Here is a 15,703-nt window from a genome sequence, read left to right as displayed (position 1 = left end):
TCGATTCATTCTATATTGATTTTAAAAGCATGTATTCATTTAAGATGTTCTCGCTTTAGTTTTCTGATTTTGAACTCATTTAGACTTTTTCAATTGGCTAAAAAATTGACCTTTTTCACCCTTTATTTGCCATTTTTTCCTTCCGTAGCCCAGCTATGCAATTCAAAAATGACTTCAAAAAGGCGAAGAATTCCTAATTTTCGCTTCAATCCAAAAAGTCTAAATGAGTTCTTTAATAAAAAGCATCAATCATGAACAAGGTATTTTTTCTTTTTTTATTGGTTCCACTATTGGGATTTAGTAATTATTGGGGGAAAACGGGTCACCGGGTCACTGGACATATTGCGCAGAACCATCTCTCTGGAAAAGCCAAGCGGGCCCTAAATGATTTACTGGATGGGCATAGTTTGGCTTTTGTCTCAACGTATGCCGATGAAATAAAAGCAGATAGAAGCAATTCCAAATTTTCTCCTTGGCATTATGTCAATTATCCTTTGGACATGCGCTATGAGGATTCAGAAAAAAGTGAATTTGGCGATGTGGTCATGGCTATTGAAGAATGTATCCGGGTTGTGAAAAATAAGAACAGTGAAAGGGAGAATAGAGTGTTTCACTTAAAAATGTTGGTACATCTGGTCGGTGATCTGCACCAGCCCATGCATGCGAGTAGGGCGGAGGATAAAGGCGGTAACGATATTCAATTGCAATGGTTTGGCGAGGGTACCAATTTGCATAGGGTATGGGATAAAAACTTGATTGTTTCCTATGGTATGACCTATACCGAATTAGCTACTGAGCTTGATAGATTGCCCAGAAGGGAACGCAAGAAAATTCAGGAAGGAACAATTTATGACTGGGTACATGAATCCCATTTGTTGGCTGCGGAGCTGTATGCTTCGGTTGAGCCAGGTGAAAAAATTGGATACCAGTATAGTTATAAGTACAATGATTTACTGTTTGGTCAGTTGCAAAAAGGCGGGTTAAGGCTAGCCAAGGTATTGAACGATTTGTTTGCCTAAATGATTATCTGATTATTCTAAAGGTCAGATTAATCCGCTCACCAATTTTCTTGGCTGTTTTTGCTATTTGATGATGCCAATGGTGCTGCGTTTCTCCTTTCATCAATAAGAGACTTCCATGCTCTAAAAGTATCTTATGTTTTAACGATTTGTCTTTTTGGTGCCTAAGATTGAAAAACCGTTCTGCTCCAAATGATACGGATGCGATTATTGGATTCTTGCCTAATTCTTTTTCATTGTCCGCATGCCAACCATTACTATCTTTCCCATCTCTATAATAGTTTAAAAGACAAGTGGAAAACTCAATGTTGACCTCTTTTTCGATTATTGATTTTATCTGGAGCAATTCTGGCGTAAACGCATGCGGTTGCATGGTTATATCGGAATAGGAGTATGCTTTTCCGTTATTTCCGTAGAGTGCGGTCAATCTAGGTTGGTCATATGTTTTTCCAAAGACGGTAATCTTATCTTGTTGCCAGGGAGTCTGGTCTCTGAGTGTCTTAAAATAGACATTGGCCTTTTCTTGAGTTAAGAAATTAGGGTAGTAACAGATATCACTGTCCTTTAGCCCTAAATCTATTTTCTCGGAGAAAAGCGACATTTTACTTTAGCACACTTTTTAATTGATTCCGATATTCTGATGGATTTTGTCCCGTAAAAGCTTTGAAAGATTTATTAAAGTGCGAAAAGTTATTGAAACCACTATCATAACAGACTTGCGTGATACTGATGGGCTGCTCGGCCAAAAGTTTGGAAGCATGGACCAATCGGTACTCGTTTACAAATTGCGTAAAGGTCTTATTGGTTATTTTTTTAAAATACCTACAAAAAGATGGAACGGTCATGCTCACCATATCTGCAATTTCATCTAAACTGATATCCTCCTTAAAACTGGTCTTCACATGATTAAAGACAATGTTTATCCTATCATTGTCCTTGACTTCGGTCTCCATGGAAAACCCCTGGCCATTAAGCACTTTTATCTCATCTGAAGTGGCCAGTTGGTTTAATATATTGAGTATTGATAACAAGCGTTGAAAATCGGTCTGATATTCCAATACCTCCATTTTATCACCGACTTTGTTTTTTGTCTTTCCAGAAAATGCAATCCCACCTTTGGCGACTTCAAAAAGCTTATGGATATTTCGCATCTCGGGAATGTTAAAAAAATCATTTCCAAGAAAATCCGCCTTCATCTGTATAATGGTTTCACTTTTATTTCCGGTAAGCTTATCTGTAAATCCGCAGTGAGGCAGGTTAGATCCAATAAGGATAAGGTCACCGTTTCTAAAATAAGATACATGGCTTCCTATCTGTCTTTTACCGGAGCCACCATTAATGTATACCAATTCCAATTCTGGGTGGTAATGCCATCCATTGTTCTTGTTTACCTTGTTTTCATCAAACTTTTGGTAGGTAAACGAGTTTCCGAAACTTGGTTCAATTATTTCAAAAGCAGGTTTTTGAATCATTGGAGCCGTTTTAGGTTTATTTATGTAAAGTTATTACCGGGACAATCATACTATATATGCAAAATTAACTAAAATCTATGTTATTTTAACCATGATGTTAGTTTAACATGGTAAGGGTGGTAATATTCCATATAAAATGGAAAAAATGGTGGTGTTTTGGCTGGTAACCCTGTAGTAGTTTTGTCTTGTAATCTTAAAAAAACGAAAAGTTATGAAGACAGTTTTAAATTATGTTACGGTAGCAGCATTCCTCTTAGTATCAACCGCAGGAATTGCAAATGGAACGGTAAATGCCTTAGACAAAAAAGGTAAGGCTAAAAGTGAAGTAGAAAAAAGTTTGATTTCTATTGAACTAGACCCGGTTTTTATTAAAAAAGGTGATAAAATATTGATGAACCTATTGAACATTTCACAAGGTGAAGTGATTCTAAAAGTATATGATAGTGAAGCTAGACTTGTTTATAGCGAGTCAATTGAAGGAGAGCTTGTAGTAGAAAAAGCTTTCAATTTTGAAAAAGCTTTTGAAGATGAGTATACAGTAGTTGTTGTAGATAAAATGGGTACCTACAAAAAGACTATTGAAGTAAGATAGTTTGTTTAGTTAATTTCAGTGCAAAGGAGGTCCAGTTTGGGCCTCTTTTTTTATACATACTTTTTTAATTTCTCTTTTTTGCTCTTGGGTAATCCGTCATTATTGAGCGCCAATTTCAAAATAGCTTTATCTTTTTTTCTGGCGAACAACAATTTATAAAACTGTTGTATGGTCAATGTGTTTTCGGATTCTTTCACCAATTCCATTGTGTCTCCAGTTTGGACCTCGCCTACTTTCAGGATTTTCACATAAGTTCCCGGACGTTCATGGTCTATGAACTGTTTCAAAATTTCTTGTGTTCCAAATCGTATTCCCAATTTGTAGCAAGGTTCTCTAGGCTGGGTTATCTGTACCAGACTGTTTCCAATCTTATAGATATTCCCAATCCTCAGTTTTGATTCATCTAATCCTTCGATAGTGAGGTTTTCTCCAAACATGCCCCAGTTCCATTCCAGTTGGGGATATTTCTCTCTCCAATAGGGGTAGTCGTCGGAAGAAAAAAGATAGCATGCCTTAAATTCACCACCGTGATGCTTACGGTCGATAATGGCGTCTCCTTCCACGTTTTCTTGTTCTAAAAGAAGCGATTTTTCCGTTGGATACTTGTAAATACCTGTTTCTTCTTGTTTCCCGTTCCAGGAAATGGTGGTTGGTTTGCCTATGTTTGTTGAAATTATTTGCATAATGTCAAGATAAAAAAACCACCGTAAATAACGGCGGTTTTATCAAATGATTTTACGCAGGTTCAATCTTCTTTCTCTAAACGTTTTGTCATATTGAAACCAACTAAAAGGCCAACTCCGGCCAAAGTGAAAATTGTTCCCGGAAACGCAATATCATCCTCAACTCCAAAACTATATACTAAAATTGAGGCTAGAAAGATTGCTGTTCCGATGCCAATTAAAAGGAGTGCAATATTTAGAATAATAATTTTCCAAAAAGGAGCGGTACCTGCTCTTCTACTTTTTACAAAAATACTTGCATCTGCTCCCTTTTCAATTAAAGCCAGTCGTTCTTTATTTCTGGTTGAAAAATAGAGGTACGCTATTCCAAAGATAACCCCAAATAGTATTGGTATAATGATTAATTCAGATCCCATAATTGTTCGTTTTTAAATGATTATTATTTTATTAGTTCATTACCTATGACGACCATTTTTTGCTCGTGGTTACATTTTTAAAGAAAAAAAGAGAATCATGTAACCACTGCATATGTTTTGGCGTCCAACATACAATGACAACCAAAACTGAAACTGATTTAATTAAAGAAATAAAGGGTGGAAATACCCATGCGTTTTCAGAATTGGTTGATGCATATAAGAATTTGGTGTATACTTTAGCATATAGAATGTTAGGGAATAGGGAAGAGGCTGAAGAAGTATCCCAAGATACCTTTATAAAGATTTTTAAATCGCTTTCGCATTTCAAAGGTGACTCTAAGCTTTCCACATGGATTTATAGAGTTACCTATAATACATGCTTAGATAGGGTCAAACAGAATAAGCGAAATAGAACATTTGTTAATATCGACAATGTTGACAATACTATATTTGCGAATATGAATACTGGGTTGGAAAAAATGCTACAAGAGGAAAAAAGAGCGCTGATCAAAAAATGCTTGAATTTATTACCTCCTGACGATAGCGGTATCCTTACCCTCTTTTATTTCGAGGAACAAAGTTTGGTAGAGCTTGAAAAAGTTTTGAATGTCTCTGTTAGTACCTTAAAAGTAAGGCTGTTCAGAGCAAGAAAAAAACTGGCTAAACTATTGGAAGGTAATTTAGAAAAAGAAACATTTCAGAATTATGGGTAAAAGTGAAGAAAAGGAGTTAAAGAAGTTTGTTGACAAAATTATGGATGAGGCTACCTTAGAATCTCCCTCATCCAATTTTACGGATAATGTTATGTCTCAAATTACTGAACCAGTGTTGAATGATATTACTAAATATAAGCCGTTGATACCAAATAGCGTTCTGTTTTTTATGGCTGTCGGATTGGTTGGAATAACTTGGTATTTAGGAACTTACTATGGTGTGAAAAATCAAGAATGGTTTGGGAATGAGCAAATCGATTTGTTCTTTGAAAGAACTTTAGATTGGCCTCAGATGCTTTCATACTCAAAGACTACCATATATGCTATATTACTTTTTGGGTTGTTGTTTTTGATTCAAATTCCCTTTCTAAAAAGATACTTTGACAATATTTTAATGCTAAGATTATAAATAGATGTACGCCCAATACATCAAACCAAATTGTAAAGGAATTCTAAGAACAAGAATCCACTTTGGTACTCCTGCAGATGCTTTTTCACCGGTTAACATATAAAAGTGAACCAAAAGAAATACAAAAAGCATTAAAATGATTCCATAAATTGCCAAATTCTTGGTTGGCTCAAAACATAGGGCAATTCCCAAAACAATTTCTGCAAGTCCACTTAGCTGTACAAGCAATTTGTGATTGGGAAGGTATCTGGGCATTATTCGTAAATACACTTTTGGATATACAAAATGCATTACTCCAGCAAAAATATACATGATTGCCATTAGATATAAATGCCACGGATAATTCATTAGTTATTTTTTAAAATACCAAAAAGGAATAACCTTGCGTGTAACGGTTGAAATCGAATCCTTCTTTTTTTGTTTCCGTTTGACCTTTAGCGTATGGAGGCCTTCCCGTAGGCCTTTTATATCCAGATAAGTTTCAAAACCCAAGATATTCTTGATTCCTGTAGTTACAATAAAATCACTGTCCTTGGTTATACTATCAATCTCGAACGAATACATTTCGTTGAATACGTTAAGGTATAGTTTTCTAATACTGTCCTTTTGTTTTTTGCTCTTTATCCTATCATCCCAACTCGAGCTAAATTGAATACTTGAAGTTAGGCCTCTTCTGTCTTTTTCTGGCTTCAGCGTTTCCTTGAAACTAAAAATCCTATCTTCAATACCTTCAGAAAAAGGAATGAACACCTGTAAATAATTTGTAGTAATAACTTTAGACGGTATCGCAACCTCACCTGGAAAATCCTCATCTTTTACTAGCATGTCAAAATAGTTCTCCTGATTGGCAAACATGTTTGATGAGTCTTGTTTGTCATCAAGAAAATTAGAGTTTCGGTATTCCAAGGAGGTAATCAATAAGATTGCAATATATATAGGGGTTAGCAGAAGGATGAGTCGTTTTCCAAATTTATTGTCCAAGAAGTTATAGACCAATGGCCGATACAAAAACGATAGTGTCAAAAAGCTGAATACCCAATAAAAAGGAAAATACATCTTTGCTACCCATTTATTGCGTTTTAACAGTCCTTGTGTAATAAAATCAATAAAAGTGAGGAACATTCCAAAAACAATGAACAGAACTAAAGTTACCCCCAAACCTTTACTCAGCCAGCCAGGCAAACTGTCGTTGTTAATGATGAAAAATGAAATTAGAACAATGGTTATGATGATGATCGTTATGGCCAGTACATAGAAAACAAGTAAAAAAGATATCGCAAAGAGAATACTGCAATAGTTTTCCAGATTACCAATGTAGCGATCAAAAGAGACTATTTTTTTACTTAGATAATTCTTGAACCGACTATTGTAATTGAGAACATCGAAGTCAATATCCCCTGACACATATCTTAGACCCAAAGCTCCAATCCATAACCCTCGCATAATAACATGTAAAAGTAGATTGAACAGTAGGATAGAACATGCCAACAGTAACACAAGATAAACGACCAAGCTATATACCTGCTCATTGTTTTGTGCATTGATCATCTCTATTTTAAGAGGGTCATAAGCTGTAAAAAGACCAAAAATGGCAAAACCCGATATGATGAGTTCGAGCTCCCAACTTTGTTGCTGCAGCGAGTCCAGCATTTTTTTGAAAGCAGGGTTTTTGTAATCGTTCTTCATTGATAGGAATGGTTTTCGCTTCAAGATAAAACTTTTACCTAAAAAAACCGCTCTAACTTGGGCTAGCCGAGTCATGAGCGGTTTCTGGTATATTTTACACTCCTTACTTAAAAATGGGAGTGGCTTAAACCTATTTGATCATATCGTAGCTACGTGCTATAAAATTGGTAAGTTCCTCGCCTTTCAACAATCCTTTGGACAATCTTGCCAAATCCAGTGATTGATTGATCAAGCGTTCACGCTTTTTGGAAGTTTTGGTATTCAGTATTTCACCTACAAGCTCGTGATTTGTATTTACGATAAGGTTGTACATTTCTGGCATACCGCCCATACCGAACATTCCACCTCCCCCTGTCTGCTGCATTTCTTTCATTCTTCTCATAAATTCGGGCTCCGTAATGATAAATGGAGATGAGGTGCTGTCCATAGCTTCCATCTGTATGGTGTATCCTTTTTCTTTTACAACCTCTTCTATTTCGCCTTTCAGTTTTTCTTTTTCATCATCAGAAAGTTTAGAAATTGCGGTATCTTCTTTTTTAATAAGATTGTCTACATGGTCTGCATCCACTCGAGCAAAAGATAGCTTCTCTTTAGAAGTTTCCAATTTTTGCATTAAGTGGGAAATAATAGGAGAATCCATTAGTAAGACTTCGTACCCTTTTTTCTTGGCAGCTTCAATATAACTATGCTGTGCCTCTTTGTCCGAAGCATAAAGAACTACAAGCTTATCGTCCTTATCGGTCTGAGTGTCCTTTATTTTGTTTTCCAATTCTTCAAAAGTGAAAAATTTTCCATCTACGGTAGGATATAGTGCAAATTTGTCCGCTTTTTCAAAGAATTTATCTTCGGAAAGCATGCCGTACTCAATAACTACTTTAATATCGTTCCACTTTTGTTCAAGGTCCTCACGGTTATTTTTGAACAAAGAGCTTAGTTTATCCGCTACTTTTCTAGTGATGTACGATGATATTTTTTTTACGGCCCCATCAGCCTGCAAGTATGATCTAGAAACATTTAAAGGAATGTCTGGAGAATCTATAACCCCGCGAAGCATGGTTAAAAACTCGGGAACAATACCTTCTACATTATCCGTAACAAAAACCTGGTTTTGATAAAGCTGAATCCTGTCCTTTTGAATATTTAGGTCGTTGGACAATTTTGGGAAGTACAGAATACCGGTCAAGTTAAAAGGATAATCAACATTAAGGTGGATGTTGAATAGTGGCTCTTCAAATTGCATTGGATACAGCTCTCTGTAGAACTCCTTGTAGTCCTCATCTTTTAAATCGACAGGTTGTTTGGTCCATGCCGGATTTGGATTATTGATAATATTATCTACTTCTTCGGTTGGTGCCTGATCTTCTTCTTTTGCATCTTCAGGTTTGGGTAGGGTCTCTGTTTTCATCCCAAATTTTATTGGGATGGGCATGAACTTGTTGTATTTTTTGAGCAGTTCGCTAATTTTTGAATCTTCCAAGAATTCTGTGGAATCCTCAGCTATATGAAGAACAATCTCGGTTCCCCTGTCGGTTTTCTTTGCTTCTTTTAGTGTGAATTTGGGTGAACCGTCACATGACCAATGCACAGCGGGTTCGTCTTTGAAGCTTTTTGTAATAATCTCAACTTTCTCTGCCACCATAAAAGCAGAATAGAAACCTAGTCCAAAGTGACCAATGATTCCTGCGTCTTTACCTGCATCTTTATATTTATCTAAAAATTCCTCTGCTCCAGAAAAGGCAACTTCGTTAATGTATTTTTTTACTTCGACCTCGGTCATCCCAATACCTTGATCAATAATATGGATTTTCTTTTTATCCTTATCGACCTTGACCTCTATCATTGGGTTTCCATACTTGACTTTGGCCTCACCTATGGAAGTAAGGTGCTTGAGTTTTAATGTTGCGTCCGTAGCGTTTGAAATAAGTTCTCTCAAGAATATTTCGTGGTCGCTGTATAGAAACTTTTTAATTAATGGAAATATATTCTCTACTGAAACATTGATTTTACCTGTAGCCATTGTCTAATGATTTTCTTTGAATTTTAAATACCATGACAAAAAAAATACCATAGTCAAGAATATGACAAACTGACATTTTAAAAAGGTTTTTGAGGAAAAAATAAAATTTAACATATTTTGTTTATCATTATTATAAAAAGAATAAACAAAATATGTATCTTTGAACTGTTGTAGAAAAATTGCTATGAAATAGATTATCTATGACAAGTTTGTTTATTTATTGGTTAGGTTGTTGAAAACGCACTTTCATTCGAAAGTGCGTTTTCCTTTTTAATTCTTAAAACCTTAACTAAAATCTGTTTGATAAATCGTATTTTTGATTAAACATATAATGTAATGGCAAATACTACCAGCGCAAAAGTAACAGAGGATAAAGTTGTAGGATGGTTTATGAACTATGTTTTGGAACATGAGACAGTTCCAAAATCAGTTTATAAATTTTGTAAAGAAAACAAAATCCAAGAATCGGATTTCTATAAGTTTTTCGGTTCTTTTGAAGGTTTACGCCACCGTATTTGGGAAAAGTTTTATGAGAATACAATGTCGGTAATGCAAAAGAACAAGGCATATGATAACATGACCAATGAGGAAAAGATGCTCACTTTCTTTTTTACTTTTTTTGAATCGTTAACATTGAACAGGAGCTATGTGCTGTTCGTGCTTAACGAACATAAGGGGCGCATGGAAAAAATAACTCAGTTAAAAGGTCTTAGAAACCACATAAAAGATTTTGCAGCAGAGCTCATTGAAGAACGAAACAGCGAAAAGAATCTGAAGATTCTAAAAAGAAACCCACAGATTTTTTCAGAAGGCGCCTGGTTGCAATTTTTATTCCTTTTAAAGTTTTGGATGGACGACAATTCACCGGATTTCGAGAGAACTGACATCGCTATAGAAAAATCCGTGACAACTATTTTTGAAGTATTTGAAAATACTCCATTAGAAAAAATTATTGATTTTGGGAAATTCCTATACAAAGAAAACTTTGCCTAAGAGCGTATGAAGACATTGGACAGTATTCCCACGGGAAAAATTGAGAGAGCTGGAAAACTTGTGAAAACGGGTGTGAAGATTGGGGGTAATTACGTCAAATACTATGGAAAGAAATTGGTCAATTCAGAATCGGCCAAAGAAGAATTGGACCAAGACAATGCAGAGGATATTTACGATGGGCTAAAGAGTCTAAAGGGAAGTGCCCTAAAAGTGGCCCAGATGTTAAGCATGGAGAAAAACCTTCTTCCAAGGGCTTATGTCGAGAAATTTTCACTGTCACAGTTTTCAGTACCACCACTTTCCGCACCTTTGGTAAGGAAGACATTTAAAAAGTACCTTGATAAATACCCTGAGGAAATTTTTGACACTTTCGAAAAGGATTCTGTCAATGCTGCCAGTATAGGTCAAGTTCATAGAGCTAAAAAAGATGGTAAAGAATTGGCCGTTAAGATTCAATATCCCGGTGTGGCCAAAAGTATCAGTAGTGATTTAGCTATAGTAAAGCCTATTGCAATAAGAATGTTCAATCTTAAGGGTAAGGATTCTGAAAAGTATTTTAAAGAAGTAGAAAATAAACTGGTTGAAGAGACCAATTATATTTTGGAGCTCAAGCAAAGTGAAGAAATTACGCAAGCTTGTGCCGACATTCCCAATATGGAATTCCCAAAGTATTATGAGAACCTGTCCAGTGAGCGCATCCTTACTATGGATTGGATGAAGGGTAGACACCTTAGTGAATTTGCCAAAACCGAATTTGACCAAGATTTAGGAAATAAATTAGGTCAGGCGTTATGGGACTTTTACATGTTCCAAATTCATAGTTTGCGCAAAGTTCATGCGGACCCGCATCCTGGAAACTTCTTGGTCAGCCCTAAAGAAACCTTAATTGCTATAGATTTTGGCTGTATTAAACAGATTCCAGATGAGTTTTACATACCTTATTTTGAACTGGCAAAAGAAGGTAACATCAATAATGATGGCATCTTTATGGAAAAGCTCTATGAATTGGAAATCCTGACACCTACAGATTCCAAAAAGGAGCTTGAATTCTTTAAAGCACTTTTTAAGGAAATGCTTACCATATTCACTTCACCATTCAATGAGGAAAATTTTGACTTTGGCGCGGACGATTTTTGGAACAAAATTGCCGATTTGAGCGAACGTTACTCTAAAGATGAACAGATTAAGAAGATGAACGGGAACAGAGGGTCAAAACATTTTTTATACATGAATCGGACATTTTTTGGCCTTTATAACCTCCTTCATGATTTAAAAGCGACTGTAAAAGTGAATCAGTTTAGGAAATACATCGACTAATTTTTTTGATATATTCTTTGTTGCTTGAATATATTTTTTACTTTTCCATTTAAAAGTTGCTTACTTTTTTAAAAACCAACAACACAGAAAATTATGTACAACTCAAGAATATCTGGTCTGGGATTTTATGTGCCAGAAAATGTAGTCACCAATGATGATCTGTCCCAAGTAATGGACACTAATGATGAGTGGATTCAAGAACGTACTGGAATACAAGAGCGAAGGCACGTAATTAAGGGAACGGATACTACAACATCTATGGGTGTTAAAGCAGCAAAAGTTGCTATAGAACGTGCAGGTATCGATAAAGATGAGATTGATTTCATTGTCTTTGCCACCCTAAGTCCAGATTATTATTTTCCTGGTCCTGGAGTTTTGGTACAACGTGATTTGGGTATAAAAACCGTTGGTGCCTTGGATGTAAGAAACCAATGTTCCGGATTTATATATGGAGTATCTGTAGCAGACCAATATATTAAGAGCGGCATGTACAAAAATATATTGGTAATCGGTTCCGAATTGCATTCACATGGATTGGATATGACCACTAGGGGTAGGGGAGTCTCTGTTATTTTTGGTGATGGTGCCGGGGCCGCTGTACTCACTAGGGAAGAAGATGCTTCGAAAGGAATTCTATCATCCCATTTGCATTCAGAAGGACAGCATGCAGAAGAACTGTCTTTGATCGCACCGGGAATGGGAAAAAGATGGGTTACCGATATTATTGAAGAGCAAGACCCGGAAGACACTTCCTATTTCCCTTACATGAACGGGCAGTTTGTATTCAAGAATGCCGTTGTTCGTTTTAGCGAAGTAATTATAGAAGGATTAAAAGTCAATGGTTTGAGTGCAGAAGACATTGATATGTTGATTCCGCATCAGGCCAATTTGCGAATCTCACAATTTGTACAAAAGAAGTTTGGGCTTTCCAATGACCAAGTGTACAACAATATTATGAATTATGGTAACACTACTGCTGCTTCAATTCCAATAGCCCTAACTGAAGCTTGGGAAGCTGGTAAAGTAAATGAAGGGGATTTAGTGGTGCTTGCTGCCTTTGGAAGTGGCTTTACGTGGGGGAGCGTTATAATTAAATGGTAAAAAACAAGCCTCTGGTTCTGATAAAGAACCAGAGGCTTTAAATGATAAACCTTAATTATTAACCAACCAACACCGTATTAAGGAATATCAAAAATTTATTATAAAATACCTCCGCCAGATTCTTTGGTATTGCTGTCCCTTCTCTTGCGTTGTTTTGCTCTGTTTTTTCCGCTTCCAAATCGATAGGACATACCGGCATACAGATTATTGCTTTCCCAGTTGAATCCGCCTTCTTGTTCATAAGGGCGATCTCCATCAAAACCAAAGCGCATGGTATTGAACATATCATTGTAATTTAGGCTTATAGTACCTTTTCCTTTTGCGAAACTGTAACGAGCTCCAAGATTAACAAAATACATGGGCCTTGCGGTAAATTGGATGGTCCTGTTTTGCCCCCTGTAAAATCCAAACAACTGAAACGTTAATGATTTACTTACCTTAAAACTATTGTTTAGCCTTAAATTCCATGCGGTGTTGTCCACCTCGACCCGTTCTTCCACAATATCATTTTCAGTAGGATTGGGACTATCGCCGCTCAAACTTTCAGTAACTCCTCTTTGGGTTTGTGAAAAGAAATCAAAGCTTCCATTGATACTCCACCATTCCGTGAATTTATAATTCGTTGAAAGTTCGAAACCATAGGCAGAGGTATTTTCAAAATTGTCGAATGTGAGAATAAGTTTATTGAAATCCAATCGATCAACATAAACGGCTCGGTTGATTTCATCCGAAATAGCTCTATAGAAAACCCCGGCAGTAATACTTCCGTTTTTTAATCTTCTTGTATAATTGGTCTCATAGGAATTGGTAAACTGGGGAACCAAACTTGGATTTCCAAAGGAAGAAATCAAAGGAGTTGCCCATTCCCTAACAGGGTTAACCTGTTCCAATCCCGGTCTATCCACACGTCTGCTATAACTTACTTGAAACTGATTTTTCTCATTTGGATTGTACGTGATGAAGGCTGATGGATATAGTTCGGTATATTCATCGGTAAAAGCTCTTAACCTGTTTGTATCGGCCTTAACTTCCACATCCTCCAAACGAACTCCCGCTTGATATGAAAATTTACCTCTGGTTTGGCTGAAGGTCACATAAGCAGAATAAATGTCCATACTATAGATAAAATCCGTGCTTGGTGTGGGAATCAAATCCCCACCGGAATTAAAAGATAAACCAGTAGAGGAATAGTCAACATCGGTTTCAAAGGTTCTAGATTCCAAACCAACTTCCAATTTGGAAATACTGTCAAGAGGATTCACATAATCTAGATTTACAAAGGTCTGCGTACGTTCAGTATCGACAAAATCCATATAATCAGGAAATAGAGATGCTCCAATCGACCTGAAATTTGCATCTTGATCACTATTGAACCTATTGTGGTCTACTTCCAATTCTATATTATGACCTTCTTTTTTGAAATCGTGTTTGTAGTCAAAGTTGTATTGCTCACTTTGATTTTCATTTACATCGGTAAAGATTTGGGTTACATTTCTAGATAAATCGGTGTTATAAGTAACATCCGTAATACCTTCTCCGTTCCCATCAAAAATGTTTTGATTGGTGAAAACTGAGATGGTGTTTTTGTCGTTGAGATAAAAATCAAATCCTACTTTGTAAAGGTGCGACTTGTTATTATTGAAAAAATCGAAAGCTTGTAACGAGTTTTCATCGAGTCTGAGAATAGTTCCGTCATTTACATATTTGCCAATATTGTTGCCGTAATTACCATAAAAGTTAAATTTCCCCTGTCTGTAGTTCAAATCTATCGAGCTATTGAACTTCGCTTCTATTGCCTGTGTGAGACCAACGGTTGCATTTCCATTAAACCCAACATTGGCGTTCTTGTGCAGTACAATGTTTATAATTCCGCTCATTCCTTCCGGATTGTATTTTGCAGAAGGATTTGTAATAAGCTCAATCGATTTTATCGATGTGGAAGGTATTTGCTGTAATAACTGTGCAACGGGTACATTAGATAGTTTGCCATCTACCATAACCCGTACGTTGGAGTTTCCACGCAAAGAAATGTCACCGGTCTGTGAATCTACATTGACAGATGGGATGTTGTTCATGATATCTGAAGCGGTGGCACCCGCTGTGGTCAAATCTTTTCCAACGTTAATTACCTTTCTGTCCACACGTTGTTCTATAGTCGTTCGTTCGGCCACAACCTCTACTTCTTCCAGTTTTTCGGCATCTTCCATTAATGTAATGGTACCAACATCCAGTTTTTTATTTTTTTTGGTTATTTCCAGCTTTTGCGAATGTGTTTTGTATCCTATAAACTGGACTTCCAAAATAAAAACTCCCTCGGGCAGTTTGTCTATTTCAAATTTCCCATCTTCCGTTGTTATCCCCCCAGTAATTGTCTTGCTGCCGTCTTCGGATTTGATTACAATAGCGGCATAGGCTATGGGTTGTTGCTGTGCATTGTCTATTACCGTACCAGAGATAGAACCAATTTTGGTATCGGTGTTGTCGTTTGCTTGTAAATCTGTGGAATAAATACTGCACAAGAGCAGTGTGAAAAGTAAGAATACCCTTTTCATGACTTTGTTCGTTTTTGATTGATTATTGATTGATGATACTAACGAGACGATGCTTTTTGCTGGTTGTTACATCCAATATGGATTTTAACATTTTTTAACAAAAACAACAGGTTATTTTAAATTGCATAAAAGTATTGCGGAATTCCATCAATTATAGGGAGTTATGAAGAAGAAAGGCCCTGGTGCCAACTATAAAAGTATTGACCAAGGCCTTGTTCATTGATAAGCTATACTAAACACTAACCATTAACTATAAAAGATACAGTCTTACCAATGATTAATTTTGTACGTACAATAGACGAGTTTTTTTTTGATTAGTTACAATCTTTGATTTAGTTTAACATTAAAATTAACAAATGGTTAAGACTCTGGTTTTTGGGGCATCATTAAACCCAAGTAGGTATAGTAACATTGTAATTCGCAGATTAATCGAAAAAAAAATTGAAACAGAGGCATTTGGATTAAGGGAGGGTAGTGTTTCCAATGTAGAAATAAAAAATAACCTCAATGGTTTTGAAAACTTGGAGACCATTACGCTTTATATGAACCCTACTAGGCAGAAACAGTATTATCAAAATATACTTGATTTAAATCCAAGACGGGTTATTTTCAATCCCGGTACAGAGAATCCTGAATTTCAACAGATCCTTGAACAGGCAGGTATTGATGTTGAAGTCGCTTGCACTTTGGTGCTATTGGCTACAGGTCAATACTAAATTAGAGCCTTATCAGT

The 15,703-nt window shown here is 36.3% G+C and carries 16 protein-coding genes; 8 read left to right on the top strand and 8 right to left on the bottom strand.

The annotated features are described in order from the left end of the window. The first annotated feature begins 251 nt into the window (after positions 1-251). The gene (locus KIM67_RS09780; RefSeq protein ID WP_213831142.1) at positions 252-1,019 is read left to right on the top strand and encodes a S1/P1 nuclease; all 768 of its coding nucleotides are present in this window, start codon (positions 252-254) and stop codon (positions 1,017-1,019) included. A gap of 4 nt (positions 1,020-1,023) precedes the next feature. On the opposite strand, the gene KIM67_RS09775 is transcribed toward KIM67_RS09780, so the two are convergent. After that, complete coding sequence (locus tag KIM67_RS09775) at positions 1,024-1,620, bottom strand: alpha-ketoglutarate-dependent dioxygenase AlkB (RefSeq protein WP_213831141.1); 597 nt, start codon at positions 1,618-1,620, stop codon at positions 1,024-1,026. Between the two features lies 1 nt (position 1,621). Continuing rightward, positions 1,622-2,491, bottom strand: coding sequence for an AraC family transcriptional regulator (locus KIM67_RS09770; RefSeq protein WP_213831140.1), 870 nt, complete (start codon positions 2,489-2,491; stop codon positions 1,622-1,624). A gap of 211 nt (positions 2,492-2,702) precedes the next feature. Here KIM67_RS09770 and KIM67_RS09765 point away from each other — a divergent pair, with 211 nt between their 5' ends. Continuing rightward, on the top strand, positions 2,703-3,083 hold the full coding sequence (locus KIM67_RS09765) for a hypothetical protein (protein WP_163419585.1): 381 nt from the start codon (positions 2,703-2,705) through the stop codon (positions 3,081-3,083). 50 nt (positions 3,084-3,133) lie between these two features. Here KIM67_RS09765 and KIM67_RS09760 read toward each other — a convergent pair whose 3' ends face one another. After that, positions 3,134-3,766, bottom strand: a complete 633-nt coding sequence (locus KIM67_RS09760; RefSeq protein WP_213831139.1) for an MOSC domain-containing protein — start codon at positions 3,764-3,766, stop codon at positions 3,134-3,136. A gap of 62 nt (positions 3,767-3,828) precedes the next feature. After that, positions 3,829-4,182, bottom strand: coding sequence for a DUF6249 domain-containing protein (locus KIM67_RS09755; protein ID WP_213831138.1), 354 nt, complete (start codon positions 4,180-4,182; stop codon positions 3,829-3,831). A 134-nt stretch (positions 4,183-4,316) separates the two neighbouring features. On the opposite strand from KIM67_RS09755, the gene KIM67_RS09750 reads away from it, so the two are divergent. After that, complete coding sequence (locus tag KIM67_RS09750) at positions 4,317-4,895, top strand: RNA polymerase sigma factor (protein ID WP_213831137.1); 579 nt, start codon at positions 4,317-4,319, stop codon at positions 4,893-4,895. Further along, positions 4,888-5,304, top strand: a complete 417-nt coding sequence (locus KIM67_RS09745) for a hypothetical protein (protein WP_213831136.1) — start codon at positions 4,888-4,890, stop codon at positions 5,302-5,304. Before KIM67_RS09750 ends, KIM67_RS09745 begins: the two co-directional genes overlap by 8 nt. Here KIM67_RS09745 and KIM67_RS09740 read toward each other — a convergent pair. The 3 genes from KIM67_RS09740 to htpG all read right to left on the bottom strand — a co-directional run bounded on the left by KIM67_RS09740 (position 5,299) and on the right by htpG (position 9,007). Continuing rightward, positions 5,299-5,652: a MauE/DoxX family redox-associated membrane protein gene (locus tag KIM67_RS09740; RefSeq protein ID WP_213831135.1), complete on the bottom strand. Its 354-nt coding sequence runs from the start codon at positions 5,650-5,652 to the stop codon at positions 5,299-5,301. The genes KIM67_RS09745 and KIM67_RS09740 overlap by 6 nt on opposite strands. Positions 5,653-5,655: 3 nt before the next feature. Then, positions 5,656-6,990, bottom strand: coding sequence for a hypothetical protein (locus KIM67_RS09735; RefSeq protein WP_213831134.1), 1,335 nt, complete (start codon positions 6,988-6,990; stop codon positions 5,656-5,658). Positions 6,991-7,120: 130 nt separating this feature from the next. Beyond that, on the bottom strand, positions 7,121-9,007 hold the full coding sequence (gene htpG / locus KIM67_RS09730) for a molecular chaperone HtpG (RefSeq protein WP_213831133.1): 1,887 nt from the start codon (positions 9,005-9,007) through the stop codon (positions 7,121-7,123). A 336-nt stretch (positions 9,008-9,343) separates the two neighbouring features. Between htpG and KIM67_RS09725 the strand changes: the two genes are divergently transcribed. The 3 genes from KIM67_RS09725 (at position 9,344) to KIM67_RS09715 (ending at position 12,418) form a co-directional block, all read left to right on the top strand. Beyond that, a complete protein-coding gene (locus KIM67_RS09725) occupies positions 9,344-10,000 on the top strand; it encodes a TetR family transcriptional regulator C-terminal domain-containing protein (protein WP_213831132.1) in 657 nt (218 codons plus the stop codon). A 6-nt stretch (positions 10,001-10,006) separates the two neighbouring features. After that, positions 10,007-11,317 carry an AarF/ABC1/UbiB kinase family protein gene (locus KIM67_RS09720; RefSeq protein ID WP_213831131.1) on the top strand — a complete coding sequence of 437 codons (1,311 nt, stop codon included), beginning with the start codon at positions 10,007-10,009 and terminating at the stop codon, positions 11,315-11,317. 93 nt (positions 11,318-11,410) lie between these two features. Beyond that, complete coding sequence (locus KIM67_RS09715; RefSeq protein ID WP_213831130.1) at positions 11,411-12,418, top strand: 3-oxoacyl-ACP synthase III family protein; 1,008 nt, start codon at positions 11,411-11,413, stop codon at positions 12,416-12,418. 98 nt (positions 12,419-12,516) lie between these two features. Here the strand turns inward: KIM67_RS09715 and KIM67_RS09710 are convergent, their stop codons facing one another. Next, positions 12,517-14,970, bottom strand: a complete 2,454-nt coding sequence (locus tag KIM67_RS09710) for an outer membrane beta-barrel family protein (RefSeq protein ID WP_213831129.1) — start codon at positions 14,968-14,970, stop codon at positions 12,517-12,519. Positions 14,971-15,326: 356 nt separating this feature from the next. Here KIM67_RS09710 and KIM67_RS09705 point away from each other — a divergent pair, with 356 nt between their 5' ends. Then, complete coding sequence (locus tag KIM67_RS09705) at positions 15,327-15,686, top strand: CoA-binding protein (RefSeq protein WP_213831128.1); 360 nt, start codon at positions 15,327-15,329, stop codon at positions 15,684-15,686. Positions 15,687-15,703 lie beyond the last annotated feature (17 nt).

It is taken from the genome of Flagellimonas sp. 389 (assembly GCF_018449435.1).
In the GTDB taxonomy this organism is placed as follows: domain Bacteria; phylum Bacteroidota; class Bacteroidia; order Flavobacteriales; family Flavobacteriaceae; genus Flagellimonas.
Note: the sequence above shows the minus strand (reverse complement) of the source record. Positions and strands in the feature narration are given on the sequence as shown.